Source organism: Mesorhizobium sp. USDA 4132 (assembly GCF_056279545.1).
Genome location: NZ_JBWCCP010000002.1, coordinates 809,797 through 830,363, shown reverse-complemented (window position 1 = coordinate 830,363; position 20,567 = coordinate 809,797). Strand labels below are relative to the sequence as shown.

The 20,567-nt window shown below is 60.0% G+C and carries 19 protein-coding genes and 1 riboswitch; of the genes, 13 read left to right on the top strand and 6 right to left on the bottom strand.

The features are described 5' to 3' along the window. Positions 1-184 precede the first annotated feature (184 nt). The 6 genes from ACZ9IU_RS26600 to ACZ9IU_RS26575 all read left to right on the top strand — a co-directional run bounded on the left by ACZ9IU_RS26600 (position 185) and on the right by ACZ9IU_RS26575 (position 5,911). Entirely contained in the window at positions 185-1,120 is a 936-nt protein-coding gene (locus ACZ9IU_RS26600) for a YncE family protein (RefSeq protein ID WP_498957813.1), read from the top strand. Positions 1,121-1,163: 43 nt separating this feature from the next. After that, positions 1,164-1,580: a hypothetical protein gene (locus ACZ9IU_RS26595; protein ID WP_498957812.1), complete on the top strand. Its 417-nt coding sequence runs from the start codon at positions 1,164-1,166 to the stop codon at positions 1,578-1,580. Between the two features lie 48 nt (positions 1,581-1,628). Beyond that, positions 1,629-1,823: riboswitch (cobalamin riboswitch) on the top strand. A gap of 97 nt (positions 1,824-1,920) precedes the next feature. After that, positions 1,921-2,730 carry a (2Fe-2S) ferredoxin domain-containing protein gene (locus ACZ9IU_RS26590; RefSeq protein WP_244447564.1) on the top strand — a complete coding sequence of 270 codons (810 nt, stop codon included), beginning with the start codon at positions 1,921-1,923 and terminating at the stop codon, positions 2,728-2,730. Then, entirely contained in the window at positions 2,727-4,223 is a 1,497-nt protein-coding gene (locus ACZ9IU_RS26585; RefSeq protein ID WP_040124956.1) for an ABC transporter substrate-binding protein, read from the top strand. The genes ACZ9IU_RS26590 and ACZ9IU_RS26585 overlap by 4 nt, the downstream gene beginning before the upstream one ends. Positions 4,224-4,232: 9 nt before the next feature. Next, positions 4,233-5,147, top strand: coding sequence for an ABC transporter permease (locus tag ACZ9IU_RS26580; RefSeq protein WP_244447626.1), 915 nt, complete (start codon positions 4,233-4,235; stop codon positions 5,145-5,147). Further along, positions 5,147-5,911 (top strand): ABC transporter permease, encoded by a 765-nt coding sequence (locus ACZ9IU_RS26575; RefSeq protein WP_040124958.1) that lies wholly within the window; start codon positions 5,147-5,149, stop codon positions 5,909-5,911. Before ACZ9IU_RS26580 ends, ACZ9IU_RS26575 begins: the two co-directional genes overlap by 1 nt. Positions 5,912-5,977: 66 nt before the next feature. Here the strand turns inward: ACZ9IU_RS26575 and ACZ9IU_RS26570 are convergent, their stop codons facing one another. The 4 genes from ACZ9IU_RS26570 to ACZ9IU_RS26555 all read right to left on the bottom strand — a co-directional run bounded on the left by ACZ9IU_RS26570 (position 5,978) and on the right by ACZ9IU_RS26555 (position 8,993). After that, positions 5,978-6,532: a DUF3299 domain-containing protein gene (locus ACZ9IU_RS26570; protein WP_040125815.1), complete on the bottom strand. Its 555-nt coding sequence runs from the start codon at positions 6,530-6,532 to the stop codon at positions 5,978-5,980. Positions 6,533-6,671: 139 nt separating this feature from the next. Next, entirely contained in the window at positions 6,672-7,673 is a 1,002-nt protein-coding gene (locus ACZ9IU_RS26565) for a hypothetical protein (RefSeq protein ID WP_051900512.1), read from the bottom strand. 55 nt (positions 7,674-7,728) lie between these two features. After that, the gene (locus tag ACZ9IU_RS26560) at positions 7,729-8,394 is read right to left on the bottom strand and encodes a DUF1007 family protein (protein WP_040124959.1); all 666 of its coding nucleotides are present in this window, start codon (positions 8,392-8,394) and stop codon (positions 7,729-7,731) included. Between the two features lie 119 nt (positions 8,395-8,513). Next, the gene (locus ACZ9IU_RS26555) at positions 8,514-8,993 is read right to left on the bottom strand and encodes a hypothetical protein (RefSeq protein WP_040124961.1); all 480 of its coding nucleotides are present in this window, start codon (positions 8,991-8,993) and stop codon (positions 8,514-8,516) included. 251 nt (positions 8,994-9,244) lie between these two features. On the opposite strand from ACZ9IU_RS26555, the gene ACZ9IU_RS26550 reads away from it, so the two are divergent. The 5 genes from ACZ9IU_RS26550 to ACZ9IU_RS26530 all read left to right on the top strand — a co-directional run bounded on the left by ACZ9IU_RS26550 (position 9,245) and on the right by ACZ9IU_RS26530 (position 16,614). Continuing rightward, on the top strand, positions 9,245-10,111 hold the full coding sequence (locus ACZ9IU_RS26550; protein ID WP_040124963.1) for a MipA/OmpV family protein: 867 nt from the start codon (positions 9,245-9,247) through the stop codon (positions 10,109-10,111). A gap of 35 nt (positions 10,112-10,146) precedes the next feature. After that, a complete protein-coding gene (locus ACZ9IU_RS26545) occupies positions 10,147-11,247 on the top strand; it encodes an efflux RND transporter periplasmic adaptor subunit (protein WP_040124965.1) in 1,101 nt (366 codons plus the stop codon). Then, positions 11,244-14,345, top strand: coding sequence for an efflux RND transporter permease subunit (locus tag ACZ9IU_RS26540; protein ID WP_040124966.1), 3,102 nt, complete (start codon positions 11,244-11,246; stop codon positions 14,343-14,345). The genes ACZ9IU_RS26545 and ACZ9IU_RS26540 overlap by 4 nt, the downstream gene beginning before the upstream one ends. Positions 14,346-14,458: 113 nt before the next feature. After that, entirely contained in the window at positions 14,459-15,214 is a 756-nt protein-coding gene (locus ACZ9IU_RS26535) for a response regulator (RefSeq protein WP_040124968.1), read from the top strand. A 38-nt stretch (positions 15,215-15,252) separates the two neighbouring features. Then, the gene (locus ACZ9IU_RS26530; RefSeq protein ID WP_244447565.1) at positions 15,253-16,614 is read left to right on the top strand and encodes a sensor histidine kinase; all 1,362 of its coding nucleotides are present in this window, start codon (positions 15,253-15,255) and stop codon (positions 16,612-16,614) included. Positions 16,615-16,730: 116 nt separating this feature from the next. On the opposite strand, the gene ACZ9IU_RS26525 is transcribed toward ACZ9IU_RS26530, so the two are convergent. Continuing rightward, positions 16,731-17,144, bottom strand: coding sequence for a hypothetical protein (locus ACZ9IU_RS26525; protein ID WP_244447566.1), 414 nt, complete (start codon positions 17,142-17,144; stop codon positions 16,731-16,733). 254 nt (positions 17,145-17,398) lie between these two features. Here ACZ9IU_RS26525 and ACZ9IU_RS26520 point away from each other — a divergent pair, with 254 nt between their 5' ends. Together ACZ9IU_RS26520 and ACZ9IU_RS26515 are read left to right on the top strand one after the other, a co-directional pair. After that, complete coding sequence (locus tag ACZ9IU_RS26520) at positions 17,399-18,544, top strand: patatin-like phospholipase family protein (protein WP_051900514.1); 1,146 nt, start codon at positions 17,399-17,401, stop codon at positions 18,542-18,544. A 40-nt stretch (positions 18,545-18,584) separates the two neighbouring features. After that, positions 18,585-19,445, top strand: coding sequence for a DUF3313 domain-containing protein (locus ACZ9IU_RS26515; protein WP_080719356.1), 861 nt, complete (start codon positions 18,585-18,587; stop codon positions 19,443-19,445). Between the two features lie 131 nt (positions 19,446-19,576). On the opposite strand, the gene ACZ9IU_RS26510 is transcribed toward ACZ9IU_RS26515, so the two are convergent. Then, positions 19,577-20,479, bottom strand: coding sequence for a GNAT family N-acetyltransferase (locus ACZ9IU_RS26510; RefSeq protein ID WP_244447567.1), 903 nt, complete (start codon positions 20,477-20,479; stop codon positions 19,577-19,579). Between the last annotated feature and the right edge of the window lie 88 nt (positions 20,480-20,567).

Genomic DNA, 20,567 nt, shown 5'->3' with positions numbered 1-20,567 from the left:
GCGTTCGTCTCCAGCGTTCGTTCGACATCCCACTCTCGGTCCATCTCCGCCAGTCTTGTTTCGATCTGCATCGCGATCCGGCAAATGTCGATCATCGCATTCTCGGGGATTGACAACGATCGCGTTTGTTATGTTATAACATAATAACTAATGATCGAAGCTACCGTCAATCTGGAGACAAGTCATGTCACGGCAGAAATCTCAACCAACTCCGGTGACCGTTTTGACCGGCTATCTCGGTGCTGGCAAAACCAAGCTTCTCAACCGCATCCTGACGGAGCCGCACGGAAAGAAGTTCGCCGTCGATGAGATCGGGATCGACAAGCGAGGGCCGTCACCCGCCTCGTCTTTTCTCACTCGAAACCGTCTGCTGACAGCTGTCGCGTCAGGCCTCATCTTTGCTGCTTCCGGAGCGTTTGCCGATGATGATCATGAGACGAAAGAGGCATGGCGCCTGTTTGTCGGCGATCATACGAATCCAGTCGTCCGCGCCATCGACTTCGAGAACGGCAAGGAACTCGGCCGCTACGACGTCAAGGGTCCTGCGGCGCTGACCGCCAGCGCGTCCGGCCGGAGCGTATTCGCCACGCAGTCGGATCATGACATCGTGCACGTCCTCAAGACTGGCATCGATTTCTCCGATCACGGGGAGCATCGGGACCTGGAGGTTTCCGAGGTGGGGCTGTTGCCCGTGACTTTCGAGGGCAAGCGTCCTTTCCACGTCGTTCCACATGACGACCATGCGATCCTCTTTTACGATCGAGGCGGCAAGGCGGATATCATCGACGAAACGGCTCTTCTCGAAGGCAGGGCTGACGTGAAGACAGTCGACACGACGAAGCCGCATCACGGCGTAGCGGTGACGATGGGTCGTTTCGTGCTGGTGTCGGTCCCAAACACTGAAGTCGAAACCAAGCCCGACGAACTGCCGCCGAGGGTCGGTCTTCGCGTCGTCGATGAAGCGGGCAAGCAGCTCGGTGACGTCGCGAAATGCACCGATCTTCACGGCGAGGCCACTTCGTCCCTGCTGGTTGCTTTCGGTTGCAAGGAAGGCGTTCTTGTCGCCCGTCCTGGCGGACTTGATGGACCGAAACTGGAAATGCTCGCTTACCCCATCTGACATGCCGAAAGGTTCGACTGGTACCTTGCTTGGCGGTAAGGCAATGCAGTTCTTCCTCGGCAACTACGGCGAGGACAAAATCGTCCTGATCGATCCGGACAGCGAGAAGCACTTCCGGCTGATCGCCCTGCCCACCCGCCGCGTCGACTTCCTGCTGGACCCAGCAACGCCGCGCAGTGCCTACATCCTGACGGAGGACGGTGATCTTCATGTGCTGGACGTGATCAAGGGCGAGATCGTTCGCAAAGCCAAGGTCACCGAGCCCTACAGCAAGGACGGCCATTGGCGTGATCCGCGTCCGCGCCTTGCCGTTGCGGACGGTCATATCGTCATTACCGATCCGCGGCACTCGCTGGTTCGCGTCGTCGATGCGGAAAGCCTGAAGGAGGTCCGTACGATTCCCGTCGAAGGAAAACCCTTTACGATCGTTGCCGTCGGCGGCTCCGGGGCATCGCATTGATGCGATGATGCGGCATGAAGCGGCGCCGTTGACAGTCGGCAGAGGGAGTGTAGGTTGGCGGCGTCAAGGTTCTTCCATCCCGCGATGGAAGCTAAGAGGGAATCCGGTAAAAACCGGAGCTGTCCCGCAACTGTGAGCGGTGAGCCGTTCGTCCAACATGTCACTGGCAGTCAATGCCGGGAAGACGGACGATGAAGGCTTTGACCCGCGAGCCAGGAGACCTGCCTGACGATAGAAGTTCCGTGGTCGGGGTGTGCCACAGGAATGACGGTTCCGTCGGGCCATCGTGCCTGCCGCAACCTTCATTTTTGCTGCCTCCTCCTTGAGTGAGACGAAGGCAGTGAAAACACAGGGATTATCTTCCCAGAACGTATCCGGGCGCGCCGTCCTGCTGATTGCGAAATCCGCCTTTGCGGCATCGCCGCATCTGGAAATGCAACGGCTCGCGAAACTTGCAGCCGGCGTGACCGGAGCCGGAACGGTTCGGGTCGCCTTTACCGAACAGGGTACCCCCTCCCTGCGCGACGCGCTGTCCGATCTGCTCGACGAGGATGTCGAAACCGTCGTTATCGTGCCGCTCGTCCTGCCCATGGAGCCGAGTTTCCTTATCTGGCTGACGAAATCGCTGAAGCGCTGGAAAGCGGTCGATAGCCGGCGCTGGCCGGCCCTTTCGATCACCCGGGATATCGCCTCGAGCACGTTGATGGCGCGGCTGATAGGCGAACTGCTCGAAACCGCCGAAGCACTGGACGTGCCGCAGACCGACACGCCGCCCGTTGCCGAGGGATCGCTCGTGCCGGCCCAGAAACGTCGCGTGCTCGTCTGCCAGGGCGGTCCCTGCAACGCGGCTGGAGCCGATGTGATCTGGGGACATCTGCGCAACCAGCAGGAGCGGCAGAAACTGCGCACTGCCGGCGACGGCACGATGACCGCAAAATCCACCTGTCTCGGCCCCTGCAATCTGGCGCCCGTGCTGCAGGTATTTCCGGAAGGAACCTATTACGGCGGCGTCAACGAAGATGCGATCGACCGGATCATCGGCGAGCACCTGCTCGGCGGTGGGATCGTCGAGGACTTCGCCTATCACCCAACGGGCCGCAAGCAGCGGCTTCGCACCCCATCCGAACAGAACAAGAGGAAAGAGAATTGACGTCGCACACTCTATCGCGCCTGGCCGCCGCCTGGCTCAGTGCCGCCATCTTTGTCACCGCAGGCACTGTCTTCGCTGCCGAGCCGGTTCGCGTCGGCGCCACCTACATCACCAATGGCACGGATCCGGCCAAGGGCTCGAACGGCTGGGCGCTGGTCAGCCACGGGGTCGGCGAGAACCTCTTCACCGTCGATCGGGACGGCAAGCTCGTGCCTGAACTGGCCGAAAAGGCGCAGCGCACCGGCGACCTGACCTGGACCGTGACCCTGAAACACGGCCGCCTGTTTTCCGACGGCACGCCGATGACAGCCAAAGCGCTGGCGGCGGGCTTCGACAACACATTCGCCAGCAACAAGGCGGCGCTCGCCACCGGTGGCAAGCTGACATTCGAGGCGGCCGATGACCTGACGCTGAAGGTGACAACCGAAAAGCCGGTGCCTTTCATCCAGGCGCTCTTCGCCGAATGGCCGCTGATCGCCTACAAACCCACCTCGGCCGGCAACGCCGTCTTCAGCGGTCCTTACCGGATCTCCGCCTTCAAGACGGATGCCTCGATCACGCTGGAGCCCAACGTGCATTTCGCCGGCGCCGACAAGCGTTCGCCGGTTAATTTCCGCAAGTTCGGTGATGCCCAGACCCTGACGCTGGCGCTGGAGGCCGGCGAGCTCGATTTGGCTTTCGGCTTGCCGTCGGAAGTCGTGAGCCGGCTCCAGACAAACCCTGATCTGGCAATCAAGTCGTTCCCGGTCGGATACCAGTATCTCGCTTTTTTCAACACTGCCCGGCCGCCGATGGATGATGTGAAGGTGCGCCAGGCGATCGATCTGGCCTTCGACCGCAAGGAGCTTGCCACCGCGATCAACGGTGGCGACCCCGCCACCGGCGCCTACGCCTCCTATTTCCCCTTTGCGGGCAGAGAGGCACGCCCGATCGACCCTGCCAAGGCCGCAGCGCTCCTCGACGAAGCCGGCTGGGCAAAAGGCAGCGGCGGCATGCGCGAAAAAGGCGGCAAGCCGCTGCGTCTGCTGGTCATAACCTATCCGCAGCGTCCTGATCTCGTCACCATGCTGCCGGTGGTCAAGGCGGAACTCGCAAAGATCGGCATCGCCATCGATACGCAGGTGGTGGAAAACATCCAGCAGATGGCTGCGGCCGGGGACTTCGACATCGCGCTCTGGGCGCAGCACACTGCCCCGAGCGGCGATGCCGCCTTCTTCCTGAACTCGATGCTGAGAAGCGGCGCTTCGCTGAACTATGCGAAATATGCCTCGCGTGGCTTCGACGCGATCCTCGATCGATTTGCGACCGAAGGCAATCCGGAAAAGCGGGTGGCGATTGCGCTGGATGCCCAGCAGAAGCTGTTCGACGATGCGCCCGCCTCTTTCCTGGTATCGCCCGTCTGGTATGTCGGCCTGTCGAAGCGGCTGAAGAACTACGAGCCGTGGGGATCCGACTACCACGTGCTGCGCGCCGATATCGGCGAGGCGGAGTAAGGCCACGTGATGCGACTGGTCAGGTTCGGCATGCAATCGATAGCGGGGCTGCTGGCGATTTCGCTCGCCTCTTTCTCGGTCATCACCTTGATGCCGGCCGATCCGGTTGCGATCGCCATTCGCGTCTGGAGCCTGCCGGCGACGGATGAGACCGTCGCGGCATTGAGGGCGGAGTGGGGCCTCGATCAACCTATGCTGCTTCGCTATCTCCAATGGCTGACAGATTTCCTCGGCGGAGATTGGGGCCGTTCGTTTCGGACTGGAGAGCCGGTATTTGCCGAATTCGTTGAACGGCTGCCGGTTTCGCTGTCGCTCGGTCTCGCCGGCCTGGCGCTGGCGATCGCGCTGGCAATTCCGCTCGGGTTCTTCTCAGCGGCCTATCCTGGGGGTATTGTCGATCGGATGAGCCGGGCTTTGTCGGTCTTCGTCCAGGCAGTGCCGGCCTTTTGGCTAGGCCTTGTCCTTCTCTGGGTCCTTGGTGTGCAGTTGCGCTGGGTCAGACCCTTCGCCAATGATTGGACCGCGATCGTCCTGCCCGTCCTGCTGATCGCGCTGCATTCCGTCGCGGTGCTTTCCCGCATCTATCGGCGCGATCTGAAGGAGACCGCCGGGCAGGCGCATTTCCGCACGGCACTTGCCAAAGGCCTTTCGGAACGCCAGGCGCTCTGGCGGCACGGCCACCGCAGCGCTCTCTATGCCCTCTTGTCGGCGGTCCGTTCCGAAGCGGGTTGGGTGATTGGCAGCACCGCGACCATGGAAATCCTCTTTGGCCTTGCCGGTATTAGTCAGTTTCTGGTTCAAAGCATCGCGGCGCGCGACCAGATGGTGCTGCAGGCCTATGTCATGGTCGTTGCCGTCTGGATGCTTGTATTGAATGCCAGCGCCAATCTCGCCATGCGCCTTCTCGATCCGCGTCTCGCCTGATGCCCCGGTTGATCGTGCTTGCGGCGCTCGCCGTCTTTTTCTGTGTCGGTGGTTTCTGGCAGCCCTATGATCCCGATATGGTTGACATGCTTGCCCGTCATTCCGGCATGACCGCCAGCCATCTGCTCGGTACCGATCATCTCGGTCGCGATCTTCTGTCGCGGATCATGGCCGGCGGATGGCGGACTGCCTGCGTCATCCTCTCGGTCGGCGCCATCGGTTTTTTGTTTGGCACCCTGCTGGGCACCGCCGCCGCCGTCCTTGGTGGCTGGCGCGAGAAGGTGATCCTGCGCTTCTGCGAGTTCTTCATCATGATGCCGACGCTCATCGTCGCACTGACGGCGGCGGCGATTTTCGGCCTGTCGCCGCTCAGCGCCGGACTGGCGCTCGGCTTGGCTGGCGTCGGGCCGCATGCGCTGCTTGCGCATTCGCTCAGTCAGCGGGTGCTCGGCCAGCCGTTCATGCTGGCAGCGAGGAGCCTCGGCGTTGCGCCGGCACGGATGATTACCGGGCATCTTCTGCCGAATACTCTGCCGCTGATGTTCGCCTATGTCGGCAACCAAGCGGGACTTGCCGCAGTCGCCTACGCCTCGCTCGCCTTCATCGGTCTCGGGGCCGACCCGTCGAAGCCGGATTGGGGATCGATGCTGTTCGAGTATCGTGTGTTCATCTTCGATCACCCGATGCTGATGATCTGGCCGGGGACAGCGGTTGCATTGACTGTCTCCGTGATGAACCGGGTTTTTGACGACGGCCAGGAGTGACTGCGTTTTCGTCTGGTTTCCTGATGATCGATTACCAGCGCCGTGAACCACCAGCCGATCGAACGTTTATCGCGCAAGCACGCCGAACGGTGAAATCGACTTCAGGTCGGGATCCGCGATATCGGTCGCTCTCGCGACCTCAGCATGGCTCATGCTGTAGCCGTAGTCGAGGACGCGCACACCGTCCATGATGAAGAGTTGGGCCTTGTCCAAGCCGGGTCGCAGGTTCCCCGTCACGGTGACGACCTCGTAAACCCTCGAAAGATGGAATGGCTCGTCTGCTACGACATGGACCAGTTGGTTGGGCGGTGGAGCCGCGCTGTGGCTGCAGGCTCCAGCCCAGGGCACCAGCATGAACTCGTAGACGAGATCGCCGTCCTGATCGACGGGCAGGATGAACCCGGTCAGCTCTACTGCACGGCTTTCGTCACGCCACGCGAGTGTTTCGCCCTGGGAGCGACTGGACGCCATGCCTGGTAACGCGACATCTAATCTCGATTGATCCGCAGGCCGCAAGGCGCTCCAAAGAACCGACTGGGGACCTGCATAGGCGCCGGACGCCGAATAGGTCATCCCGATCAGGATCGTCGTCAGTTTCAGGAGGAAAAGCGCGCGCCTCATCTGCATCTCCATGAGCGCAGCGCTCTCGCAAGAGAGAGGCCACTGCTGACGTGGATGTTAGCCCTATTTATCCACTTGGGTCAAAGCCAAGGTTGAGGGCGCGAGGTCAGAGTTTTCGTGTGGTCAGTCCAGTCGAACCTCAAAGGAAGCCTTCACATATCGGAACCGGCCTTGGCGGCGGTGCGGGATGATCCTGGGTGTATTTGGTGATGATCGGCTCCAGCGTCTCCTTCGCCCAGAACTTCGGCGCGCCGATCTCCTGCAGGCACGTGGCGTTCCAGTAAAGTCCTGATTTCTCCGGTGCCTTGCCCGTCGCCAGTGCCTTGGAGACAGCCGCGATGTCTTTTGACTCCGGATAGACGTAGAGGGTCGTCGGATTGTCGTTGACCATCGACAGCACCTGGGGCGTCTCCGATGGCGACCAGCTGGTGCAGCCATCACTGCGGCCGCCCGCATAGGTTACCAGCTTGCCACGGGGAACATATCCGTCGCGGTTGGCGTATGGACTATCCGGCTTCTTCATCATGCAGATGCCGGAGACGAGTGCGGAGGCATGTCCGCCTATCGCGCGCTGCCTGGCGTTCGCAGTCTCTCCGACGCCGTCGAACTGCACGAACGACCTGGTCAGGACCGTCTCCTGCTTTGGGGAAACGCCGTAGTAGCCCTTGAAGGAGGTCTTGATCTCGCTGGTCAGATAGGCCCCGCCTGCGGTCAGATTGGAGTTGAGGGCATTGCCGAAGTTCTTCGCGCACTGCCGTCCATTGGTGAAGTTTGCGACGCCCGGCAGGTTGCGCCCCCCGCCGTGCCCCGACGAAATTACGCGAAAGGACTGCTCAGCCTCACAGATGATGTAGAACCGCCCCCCTGCAGGCGCTTCGGTCAGGTCGTTCGGCCGCGTGGCGTCCATGGCGAAGTAGCAGGCGTTCCTGATCTTACCTTGCGACAGCTTTTCCTGATAAAGCGCACGTGCCCTTTCCAGCACCATCGGCGCGATCTGGCCGTTTCCGGCGCCGACATGGGCGTTCAGCCAATTCGGGAGCCGGGACGCGCCTTCCGAGGCGAAGGATGCGGAAGGCGCAGATAGACAGGCGACAGCGGATAAAAATCCAAGATATTTGAGAAGTATGAGCTTCGGGTGCACGAACACTCTCCGGGAATGACATTTGTGAAGGTCGGCCATCATGGTTGAGGAAGACTTAACAGCGGACCTCCAGCCTCGTCGCAACGATCTGCGAATAGTCGCTTCCCATCGGGTCGCTGAAGAACATGGTCGTCAGCATCGCCTGGTTTTCTGCCAGGATCTCCTTCGAATCCGGCCTGACGACTTTGCGCGCGCAGTGGCCGAAACTGTTGCCTGACGTCTTCAGGGCCGCGTCGTCTGAAAAGTCCAGCGCGGTATAGAGGGTCGGATCGAAGACGCCGAACACGATCAATCCCTTCAACGGCGTCTTTTGCACTGGCTTTTGACTGAATGACAGGGTGAGGTAGCCGTTCTCGTAGGTGCCGTGCAAGGCATCTGGCTTGGCCAGCGCCAACGGTTTGCCGTTGATCGTCACGTTTGTGTAGTAGTTGTACCGATCAAGGGATTCCTGAACCGTCTTGGCCACCGCAGCCACCTCCGCGGGATCGAGAGTGTTGTTGCGGTTCTTGTCGTAGTCGAGGAGCACCGAAGAGGAGAAGACTTCATCGAAGCGCCAGGTGTCTCGCACCTCCGCGAGGCTGCCATCCGCGCCCGCCACCGCCTCGAACTTCGCATCGACGAAAATATGAGGATGGGCCTCGGCCCCTGTCGGAGCACCGGCGGCGGCTAACCCCGCGAGAACCGAAAGACTGACGGAGACCAACTGGCGGAACGATGTCATGTTCTGCGAATGCCGAGGGGATTGCGTCCGATTTAAGTCGAAGGCGCTACCGATGCGAAAAAACCTCGCGAAGACAAATCCGTCAATGTGTTGATTTGCACTGACGGGTTGGATGCCTCTTAGGATCGAACATCCTTCAATCCTTCTCGCCGGCGCGGCAAACCCAACATGGATTTTACCGCCACCCACCATCGGGGCGTCTTAGGTTCTCGCACCGCTTCGTTCTTTGCCCGCTCGGCGCCTGCGGGTTCAACTCTTGTCGCCATAGGCTGAACAAGAAACTCGATCCGTTTCATGAATGCGCTGCTGTCGAACCGTTTTGACGTTACCAGCGGACCATCGCCGGAAGGCTCCGTGTGGAAGAAAACCTCGAGATTGACCACTGGTATGGAGCGGATATTGCGCAGGAGATCGATCTCCGGTCGTGTCGTTATGGCGAAGGAATAATGATCCGAACGGAGTGCAATAAAAGCCTCCGGAAACGTCGATACCGCCACGGAGTCATGCCCATGGCTCGCCAGTTTCGCGACGATCGCATTGGCCGCCGCCACGGGCAGAAACACAAGAATTCTCTTGGGGTGAGTTGTTTCGATAGACATAGCGAGTTCCTCATACGGAGATGAGAAAATCTAGCCCTTGCCGGTGCAAGCGTGTGTTTGGTTTTATTTGATTTTGTTGCAGCCGCCGCCTCCTGCAGGCCAGCGGCATCGACCGGGACAACATTTCTTAACATCACAAAACCCAAGTTAACGGCGTCGTCTGGGACAGTGCGCTCCGCAAGAGGCCGGTGCGTCGGGCTTTCACGCCTGCATGCCGAAAACTCTCTACCGGATCCCAGGAGCCAATTTGAATGTCATTGACCAAGTCCTTTTTAAGCCGACCGCGGCGTGTCGCCATCGCTGCGGGGCTCGCAGTTGTCGCTTGCCCCCTTGCCGAGGCACGCGCTGCCGACCCTTACGAGGGTGAAGAGGCTGCTATCCCCGCGACCGCGAGCTTCGACAAGGGACGGTTTGGCGGGATACGCCAGAAGCTTTCCGACTGGAACGTTATGGTCGGCGCCGGAGCCATGTATGCACCGAAATTCGAAGGATCGGACGAGTTCGAGCTGGTCCCCATTCCCATGATTTCCGCGACCTTCGGTGATCGCGTCACGATCGATCCGGGCGGGCTGGAAGTCGATGTGCTGAAGTCCAACGGTTTTAAGCTCACGGTGAAGGGCGGTTACGACATCGGGGGTGGGCGGGATGAAGACGATTCCTCTCACCTGAGAGGGCTTGGCGACATCGACGCTGGGGCTGTCGTCGGAACGAAGCTCTCGTATGAATGGGGACCGATGGAATTTTATGCGTCTGTCGACAAGACGATCGGCGGGAGCGACGGACTTCTCGGTCAGGTCGGTGCGAATGTCTCGCATCACTACGATCGTTTCATTCTTTCCGCTGGCGCTTCTGCAACGTTTGCCGACGACAACTACATGAAAAGCTATTTTGGGGTAACCGCTGCCCAGTCTGCGAGATCGGGATTGCGGCAATATGAGGCAAGCGCTGGCCTGAAACGCTTCGATATCGAGGCGTCTGTCACATATATGGCGACCGAACACTGGGTTATCCGTGGCCAGGCAGCGGTCGGTTTCCTGACCGGCGATGCGAAGGATAGTCCGATCGTTCAGAACGACGTACAGCCGTCAGCGATGCTGATGGTCGGGTACAAGTTCTAAGCGTCCGGCAGGGTGCAGCAAAGCAGATTCAACCGATGCGACCGACAACTCTTCTTCTCGCCCTCTTCGTGAGCGTGAACCTTGCTTCCGCGGCGGAGCCTGTGCTTGGGCAACAGAACAAGGCGGCAGCGCTTACTGTCGCCGTGGCCCATCCCGCAGAACGCCGATGGCCTGAAACGGTACCGGCCAGCGGCTGGCTGAAACCCTGGCATGAAGCGGTCATCGCTGCGGAAACCGATAGCCTGCGTGTGACCGCCGTCCTTGTCGATGTCGGATCGGTCGTTTCGAAGGGTCAGCCCCTCGTCCGGCTTGCCGACGAAACCGTGCGTGCAGAACTGCGTAGCCAGGAGGCCGCCTTGGCAAGTGCCAGGGCGGACCTCGCCAAGGCGACGGCGAATGCCGACCGGGCACGCAAGGTGCAAGGGAGCGGCGTGCTGTCGGATGAAAAGATCAACGAATACCTGATCGCCGAACAGACGGCGATGGCAGGGGTGGAATCCGCCGAAGCCTTGCTGGAAAGCCAGAAGATCAAACTGGCCAAGGCGACTATTCTGGCCGTGGACGATGGACTGATCACGTCCCGCTCGGCCCAACTCGGCGCCGTCGTCTCCTCGGGCACGGAACTGTTCCGCATGATCCGCCAACAGCGTGTCGAATGGCAGGCGGAAGTGTCCGCACGCTATTTGCCTCGCATCAGGCAAGGCCTGACAGCCACGATCGTCGGTCCAGGTGACCGACGCGTCAAAGGAACCGTTAGGCTTGTCGCACCGACGGTCAGCACCGATACCGGGCGGGCGCTCGCCTATGTGGCGCTGCCGGCGGCGGCGCGTCCGCCCATCGGCCTTTACGTCACCGGCCAGATCGAGCTTGAGACAACTGCGGCGCTCACCGTGCCCGAGACGGCGCTCGTCCTGCGCGACGGCATCGCTTACGTCTTCACCGTGGATGCAGACAACCGCGCGTCACGCGTTCGTGTGGAAACCGGCCGCCGCAATGGCAGCGAAGTGGAAATCCTCTCTGGCCTTAACCGCTCGACCGGCGTCGTGATGACGGGTGGTGCTTTTCTTTCGGACAAGTCCTTCGTCCGGGTGACGGGTGATGCTCTCGTCCAGCTCGAAAAGGGAGAATCGCGATGAACTTCTCCGCCTGGTCGATCCGCAATCCGGTTCCCGCCATCCTGCTGTTTATCCTGCTGACCGTCGGCGGCCTGATTGCATTCGACCGGCTCGCGGTACAGAACTTTCCCGACATGGATCTGCCGACGATCAAGATCAGCGCCTCGCTTGAAGGAGCCGCGCCGGCGCAGCTCGAAACGGAAGTCGCGCGCAAGATCGAAGACAGGCTCGCATCGCTGAGCCTCCTCGACCACATCACGACGACGGTCACGGACGGCTCGGTCATCATCAATGTTTCGTTCCAGTTGGGAAAGGACAGCGAGGAAGCACTGAACGAGGTGCGCAATGCCGTCGATAGTGCGAGCGGGGACCTGCCTTCCGAGATGCAGGCGCCGGGCGTGACCAAGGTGACGGTGCAGGGCTCCACCCTCCTCACCTACGCGGTGCGCTCCGTCCGCCTCAACGAGACGGAACTTTCCTGGTTCGTCGACAACGACATGACGAAGGCCCTGCTTTCGGTGTCCGGCGTCGGCGAGGTCAGCCGGATCGGTGGCATCGAGCGCGAAGTTCATATCGACCTCAACCCCCAGATCATGAGCGCGCTCGGCCTCAGCGCCGCGACCGTTTCCTCGCAGCTCAAGTCCGTGCAGTCGGACACATCGGGCGGCCGGGCTGAGATCGGCGGCGGCAAGCAGGGGATTCGCACACTTGGGGCGGTATCCTCCGTCGAAGAACTGAAGGCGCTCGCAATCCCGCTTCCGAGCGGAGAGCTGGTGCAGCTGGCCGAGATTGGCTCGGTGACGGACAGCTTTGCCGACCGCTCGTCGATCGCTCATCTCGATGGCGAACCCGTGATCGCTGTCGAGGTGAAACGATCCAACGGCTTTTCGGATACGGGCGTCGCGGCCGCCATCGAAGCGGCCATGCAGGACTTTGGCGCAGCCAACCCCGATGTCGAGATCGTCCAGGCCTACAGCACGGTCGGGCCGATCATCGAAAACTACGACGGCTCCCTGCGCATGCTCTATGAAGGTGCAATCCTGGCGGTCGTGGTGGTTTGGCTCTTCCTGCGCGACTGGCGGGCGACCCTGCTTTCGGCGGTGGCGCTGCCGCTCTCGGTCGTCCCGGCTTTTCTCGTGATGTATCTGGCGGATTTCAGCCTCAATACAGTGACGCTGCTCGCCCTCTCGCTCGTGGTCGGCATCCTCATCGACGATGCGATCGTCGAGATCGAGAATATCGCGCGCCACCTGCAAATGGGAAAAACTCCGAAGGGAGCGGCGCTCGAGGCCGCCGATGAAATCGGCCTTGCCGTTGTCGCCACGACCTTGACGCTCGTCGCGGTCTTTTTGCCGACCGCTTTCATGAGCGGTATTCCCGGCCTGATCTTCCGCCAGTTCGGCATAACAGCGGCGGTAGCGGTTCTCGCTTCACTGGTCGTCGCACGCCTGCTGACGCCGATGATGGCCGCTTATCTGATGAAGGCGCATCCCGTCGCGCAGAGGGATGGCCGGATCATGTGCGCCTACATGGCCGTCGTCAAAACCTGCCTGCGCCATCGCAAGCTGACGGTCCTCGGCGTCTGCATATTTCTCGGGCTCTCGCTTTCGACGATTACCATGCTCAGCGCCGGCTTCCTGCCCGCATCCGACGATTCGCAGACCAAGGTCACTCTGACGCTTCAGCCCGGCAGCCCGATTGAACAAACGGACGCCATGACGCGGCGGGCGGCAGATATCGTCTCCGGTCTGCCGGACGTCACGCGGGTGTTTTCCGCCGTCGGAAGCGCCTCGTCGGATGACATGATCGATTCCTCGACGACCGCCGATACGGCGACCGCCTCGCTTGTCGCCGATTTGAAGAAGATCGGCGAACGCAGCCGCAAGCAGGCCGAGATCGAAAACGACATCCGGCAAGCGCTCGCGGTTCTCCCGGGTGTCAGGATCGAAGTGGGTACGGGCGGCAACGGTACGACGCTGGAAATAACACTCGCCAGCGACGATTCCGGAGCGCTCGACCGCGTGGCGGGAGCACTCGAAGAACAGCTGCGAGGCCTTCGAGGCATCGGCGCAGTGACCTCCAGCGCCTCCCTACAGGCCCCGGAAGTCCAGATCGTCCCGGACCTCAATCGCGCCGCCGCCCTCGGCGTCACGGCAGAAGCGATTTCCGAAGCGGTTCGCGTGGCCACGAGCGGGGATTATTCCTCCTCGCTTGCCAAGCTCAACCTGCCCCAGCGCCAGCTTCCCATCCGCGTCCGGTTCGATCCCGGCAACCGAACGACGCTTGACGATATTGCAGATCTCCGCGTTGCCGGTGCCAGGGGCAGCGTCGATCTCGGTTCGGTCGCCGACATCCGCATCGGGGGCAGTCCGTCCGAGATCAGCCGCATCGACCGCTCGCGAAACGTTACGCTATCGGTCGAACTCAACGGCCGTATCCTCGGCGACGTCTATCGTGAAGCGCAGGCGCTGCCCGCCCTGCAAAACCTTCCGGACGACGTCAGGCTCGTCGAACAGGGCGAACTGGAGCGCAGCTCGGAACTCTTCGACAACTTCGCCATCGCCATGGGGATCGGCGTGTTCTGCATCTATGCCGTTCTGGTATTGCTCTTCCAGGACTTCTTCCAGCCGTTGACGATCCTGATGGCGCTTCCCCTTTCGCTTGGCGGCGCGCTGCTGCCGCTGGTGCTGACCGGAACCAGCTTCTCCATGCCCGTGTTGATCGGCCTGCTCATGCTGATGGGCGTGGTGACGAAGAATTCGATTCTGCTGGTCGAGTACGCGATCATGTCGCGACGCGCCGGCCTCTCGCGCTTCGACGCCCTGGTCGACGCCTGCCATAAGCGCGCCCGCCCGATCGTCATGACGACGATTGCCATGGGCGGTGGCATGCTCCCCGTGGCCCTGAGCCTCAGCGGTGGCGATGCGAGCTTCCGTCAACCAATGGCGATCGTCGTCATCGGCGGCCTGATGACTTCCACCGTCCTCAGCCTCGTCGTTATCCCCGTCATCTTCACCTTTGTCGACGATTTCCTGCTGCTTCTAAAGCGACGCTTCGGGAAGGACGACCGCCGCGGGGCGCTCCCCGAATTGAAGATTGAGGCTGGCCGCCAGTGCTGACGAACCCGTGGATTCAGGGTCCGTGGCGGAATCGCAGAAACAAAATTAAACATAATTGTTGCTGACAACCATGCTGCGAAACGGGCTAACTGATAATCGGGATTCCGCCACAAATGGCCAAGCCTATGAATAACGTCGCATCCAATGTTCTTGTACAAGGGTCAGCCCGAATCCTGGTCGTCGAGGATGATCGGGATATCGCCAGCATGCTGATCGATCTGATCAAGGAGGCGGGTTATACCGCAGAGGCGGTCGGGTCTGCCGTTGAAATGGACGGTGTCCTGAAGAAGAAGGAATTCGACCTTATAGTGCTGGATGGAATGCTGCCGGGTGAGGACGGTTTCAGCATATGCAGAAGAATCAGGTCGTCCGATACGATACCCATCCTCATGCTGACAGCGCGAACGAAAGAAATAGACAGGGTTGTCGGACTGGAGCTGGGCGCCGATGACTACGTCACGAAACCGTTTAAATCCAGGGAACTTCTGGCGAGGATAAAGGCGCTTCTGCGGCGGTCGTCGTATTCAGCGCAGGTCAAGCCACAGCAGGCACCCATGACGTTTGCGGGCTGGCGGATCGACCCGGTCACGCGAGAATTGACCGACCGCGACGGTTTCCATGTGTCGCTCACGACGGCGGAATTTGATGTGCTGCTGGTGTTTTGCCAAAACCCCCGGCAGGTCATGAACCGCCAGGAAATACTGGCCCGTACCCATGCAGGCTCTGCAGGACCTGTCGAACGCAGCATTGATGTCCATGTCAGTCGTGTCCGGCAGAAAATCGAACCGAATTACAAGGAGCCGACATTCATTAAAACTGTGCGCCTGGGCGGATATGTTTTCACTCCGGAGGTTGCGATAGCACTATGATTGGCCGCTTGCGCAGGGCATCCATACGAACCCAATTCATGGTGTTCGCATCTATTGTTCCGCTGCTCGTTATCTTTCTTATCGCTGTTCTCCCTGAGCCATTCATTTTCCAGAATGAAAAAATGCTTATGGGCAAAGGCGCTCAAATCGAGCTGCTTGTGCATCAGGTCAGAAGCGCCAGAAATGACGACGAAATCGAGCATCTGGTGAGCGCAAGCGCCTCAAGCAGTCTCGAATTGAAGGTTCTGCCATGGAGCGACGTCAGTGGCGAATTGGCCCGCCAAACGGATGATCACCTCAGCTCGGACGCGCTTCAGGACGTATTGCCTGCCGATTTTGAGGCGGTGGTTCTTGAGAACACGTCGGACGGCGAGGGACACAGCACGATTGCGGTGCGCCTTGACGCGCAACGTGCTCTCGTTATCGGGTTTACCGGTGCCGATGTTTCCCCCTCGTCTCTCAGCGCAGTCGTCGAGTTCATCGCCAAGGCCAGCATCCTGATGCTGCCGATGCTCCTCCTGGTGCTCTATATAAGCCGCATGATCACGTCGCCTCTCGTCCGCTTTGCCGACGCGGCAAGGAGACTGCGCCTCGACGGTAACGAAGGAGAGCAATTCACCGCCGAAGGCGCCAGGGAACTTCGCACGCTTGCGACCGCTCTCAACAACATGCGTCACCGTATCCGTAAAATGGTCGATGATCGCACGCGGATGCTGACGGCGGTGAGCCACGATCTAAGGACGCCTCTGACACGACTGCGAATGCGCGTGGAGCGTTCGAAGGACCCCGCGTCCAGGGAAGCGATGCTGGCGGATATTGACAACCTTACCACCATGATTGAGGAAAGCCTTCAGTATTTAAGCAGCACCGTTACAGCCGAACCGCCTCGAAAGGTTGATATTTCCAGCCTTCTGCGGACGATCGCCTCGGAATTTTGTGACCTCGGGCATGACGTAATTTACTGCGGACCTGAGCGGTTTGGATACGTCTGTCAACAAAAGGCTCTCATACGCGCGATCACCAACATCGTGGAGAACGCGGTAAGGTTCGGCACGAAGGTAGCTGTCGAGTTGCGCAATAGCCCGCAGGGTGGAGCGGTCATAATTGTGAACGACAACGGCCCAGGCCTTGAAGAAGGGCTCGAGGACAAGGTTCTGGAGCCCTTCTTCAAGGTTGACGAGGCCCGGTCGCTCAATTCCAACAGCGGCTTTGGACTGGGCCTTTCGATTGCGGACGAAATCGTAAAAGGCCACGGTGGCTCGCTGCTACTTGAAAACATAGTGCCGCATGGTCTGCGAGTGACGATACAATTGCCGCCGATGCAAGCTGTTTCGCATCAGAGGAGCCAGGGGCCAGTTGCAAAAGAGCAGACGCTGGCTCACGAGGTTCCCGTCAAGTAGAGGTAATCGACCACATGTTGGCAAAACCCTTCATGATGGTCATGCCGTGGGTGCCCTCGCCTTCGCGATTGATCATCACAAAGACCGCTCGAAGATCCAATTCGGTGCGTTTCCGATCAGCCTGTGGCCGCTGACGATATTGACGGCAACATCGGCAAGGATTGCCGGCCAGATGGAGTCGCGCATGCCGATCCGGCGGCCTCGGATAAGGGACGGATTTTCTTCAGAAGCCTCTGCCCGCCTTCCGCTTCCCGAAGCAGTTTTTTCATCTCTCTCAAAGACACCCGGTCTGCCCGCATCATTTGCCGGATCAGAGGATCCTTCAGAACCTCGGCAATCGTCATCTCATCATGGGTCATAGCGACCTCCCGTTTTGCTGTCGCGATCGATAACCGCGGCAAGCAACCTGGCGATGTCAAAACAGGGACGAAACCAAGGCGCTCGATGAAGTTTTGTTGCGGGATTCCGGTCTCCGCCACGCCATGAACTTGCTGGCGACCCGATGGCGGATACCCGATCGCCGCGGCCAACAACTCTTAACATTACAAAACCAAAGGCAACGACAAATTCTGAATTAATACAGCCAGATACGAGTGCGAAGGAAGATTATAGTGAAATTCAGAGATTATCTGGTGAGGTCACTGCATTGGACGATCGGAGCATCACGGCGTCCGCAAGCCGCATCCGCGGATGATGTCTGCGGTATGGTCGATAGAGATTTCAGCGTCTCCAAACAGTCGCCCGGTATAAGGCTATAACCGTGCATCGAGTGATAGCCATCTTCATGCTGGCTTTTCTTGCCGGCTGCATGGCACCGGACCGCATTCCCTATGGGCCGAAGGCTGCCGCGACCGCCGGGATCCACGGGTTTGGCGATATCCGCATTTATGCGGATACAAGCCGGAACCTGCCTGAAACACGCGCCTGGTTCCCGGTTCCGAGACACAAGGAGGTCAACTACCTTGTGTTGTCAGGCGGAGGCGCCGGAGGTGCGTTCAGCGTCGGGGCGCTGAAGGCCTGGTCGGATAGGGGACAGCGACCCGAATTCGACATTGTCAGCGGCGTCAGCACGGGCGCACTGATCGCGCCCTACGCCTTCCTCGGTTCCGCCTACGACAACATCCTCGTCGACTTATATACAAGCGGCGTCGCCAAGAAATTGGTCGATGCCGATTTCCTGCCACAGGGACTTCTCGGCGCAAGCCTCCTGAAGCAGAAGCCGCTTAGGACGATGGTCGAACGATACCTGACGCAGGATGTATTGGCGAAAATCGCCGCGGAGCATCGCAAGGGACGCCGCCTGCTTGTTTTGACCTCGAACCTCGATTCCCAAAGAGCGGTGGTCTGGAACATGGGCGCCATCGCCGACAGCGCTCGGCCCGACGCGCTACAACTTTTCCGCGATATTGTCATCGCATCGGCAAGCATCCCCGGCCTTTATCCAGCGGTGCTCATCAAAGCAAATTCAGGCGACCAATCGTTCGAGGAAATGCACTCTGACGGAGGCTCAGCCTCCCAAATCCTGACGATTCCGGAGGGATGGATGGCCAATTCGGACAAGGTCGCGTGGCCCAAGGGCGTGAAGCTAAACATGTACATTATCATCAACAACGCGCTGATGCCTGAATTTTCAACCACCACGAACAACACGTTTACAGTCATGGCTCGGGCGAATTCCTCCCTCATCAAGGCACAGACACGTAGCGCGCTGGTGGCCACTTACGTCTACGCCCAAAAGAACGGCATTCGGTTCCGTGTGGCCTCGATCGATACGCAGGTTGCCTACAACATGACCGATCCATTCAACACCAACTATATGCGCGCGGTCTACAACCTTGGATATGCAGAAATGGAGAACGGCAGCCTGTGGAAAGACAGGCCTTCGTTCGCCGACACGCTCACAGCCACACAGACAACACAGTGGCGGTAGCCGTATGTGCAGGCCGTTTCCTCACCCATCAGGAGAACAAATGTTACATCCCCGCCCTGGCTTGGCAGGCATCAAGCCGTGTCATCGACTGATTGCGCCCGCTCTCCTTGCTTTGTCGCTTGGGGGGTGCGCCGCCGTGCCGCTCGAGCGGGCAAATTCGCTCGCCTCCTACGACAGTTTGACATCGAACAACGGGCGAATGACCAAAGCGAGTTATCGGGTCGCTTCAACTGATCTTGCGTCCAACAGAACGGTTTATATCGAGCCAACGAAGGTTTCAGGCAGCGCTGAACTATCCGTCAGGAAAGCTTCCGATCGGGCCCTGGTCGCGAATGTGATCAGCCGCGCCCTCTGTGTTGGCGTCAGCGATCGTTTCGTCGTCGTGGAGCGAAAAGAGGATGCTGACCTCGTCGTTCACGCAACCATCACCCGCATCGTGCCGACCAATGCCACGGTGGCCGCCCTGTCGACGGCAACGTCGCTTGGAGCCAACTTCGTCGTTCCGGTGCCCGTCCCGAGGCTGCCCTTGGGGCTTGGAGGCCTTTCCGTAGAGGCCGAGGCAACCACACGGGACGGCAGGCAGGTGGGTGCGATGGTATGGGCAAAGGGAGCAAACTTCGTGACTACCAGTGCGCGCGTGTCGCAGATCGGGGACGCCTATTCGCTCGCGGCGAGCTTCGGCAGTGATTTTTCCAAGATGCTCGTCAGCGGCAAGACACCCTTCAAGGGCCTCCCAAAGATCCCGTCTGGGCAGAGAATCAAGTCCGGACTTGGTGGAAAGCCGAAATATCCTGCGTGTGAAAAATTTGGCCGATCGCCCGGTCTGGTGGACTTTGCGGCGTCTCAGGTCGGGATGCCGCCATCCTGGACCGACAAACAACCTCCGACACAGACCCGATAGCAGAGAACCGACGAAGAGTCGTCAGGGTCGTGCGGCAGCGCTGGCCCAGCGGAACGGCTGCGGCGAGGCAGGCCGCCTATCCGACATGGTGTTGGCAGCGCACAGCGTGATGTCTGATATCAGAAGAAGTCTCACCCGAGCGAATGCGAGGCCAGGGCATAGACTTTCGGGCTGTCATTTTGTCCGGTACCATAGCCGGCTGTCCCTTCAGTCACCATCGTCGTGAGGGTAGCGTAGATACCGAGCCCGCACTGCTGGACGAGTGCTGCAAACGGGCCAGTGTCGATATGCGTATCGAGGCGCAGGAACCCGTCGGCATGGGCCGCGATATGCGGGTGGGTGACGGTGATGGCGTCCTCGTCGTTGCCGGCGACCACCGGCCCGACAACATGTCCTCGTCCGAAGCGCCGACGCATCGAAAAGGCACGCAGCCGCGCGCCTTGGTATAGACCGTAGCAGATCGAACTCTCGAACAATCGCTGGAGATGCAGGCGGCGTTCAGTCCCGAAGGCCGGAGTATCGAAGGTGATGACCGCCTCCAGATCGCCGCGGTCCAGCCGTCTCAAAACGAGTCCTTCCTCCAGCGGCTGAGGCGGTATCGGCGCGATCACCGTACCCTGGCACTGATAAACCGTCTGCTTTGGCTTGAACCCCAGCGAAGCATAAAGTCGCCGAGCTTCCCGCGTCGAGTTAAGACGAATACGGTTGCGGCCACAGTCTGCCATGATCCGTTTCATCAGCCACCTGGCCGCCCCGTTGGTCTGCAGCCTCGGCGAGGTAATCAGCATCCCGAACGTGGCAAAACCCTCGCCATGAGGAAACCACATGCCTGAGGCTCCCACACGGCCGATCTCGTCAAGCGCGACATACCCTTTCCCGATGTCGAGCAGATGCTGCCAGTCAGCTGCACGGTGGGGCCAGCCCACCGAAATTGACAATGACTGCAGCTTGGAGATTTCGACATTCGAGACGTCGGCAAGGCACATCTCGAAATTATCGACAGTCAAGGTTCCTGGTAATTCGCTATCCATCATTCTTCCAGCCGAGTTGAAATATCCTCCTGCGGGTCGCACCGATCGGATATCCCGGAGGTCACGTTAGTCGAGATCCCGCGAAACATTT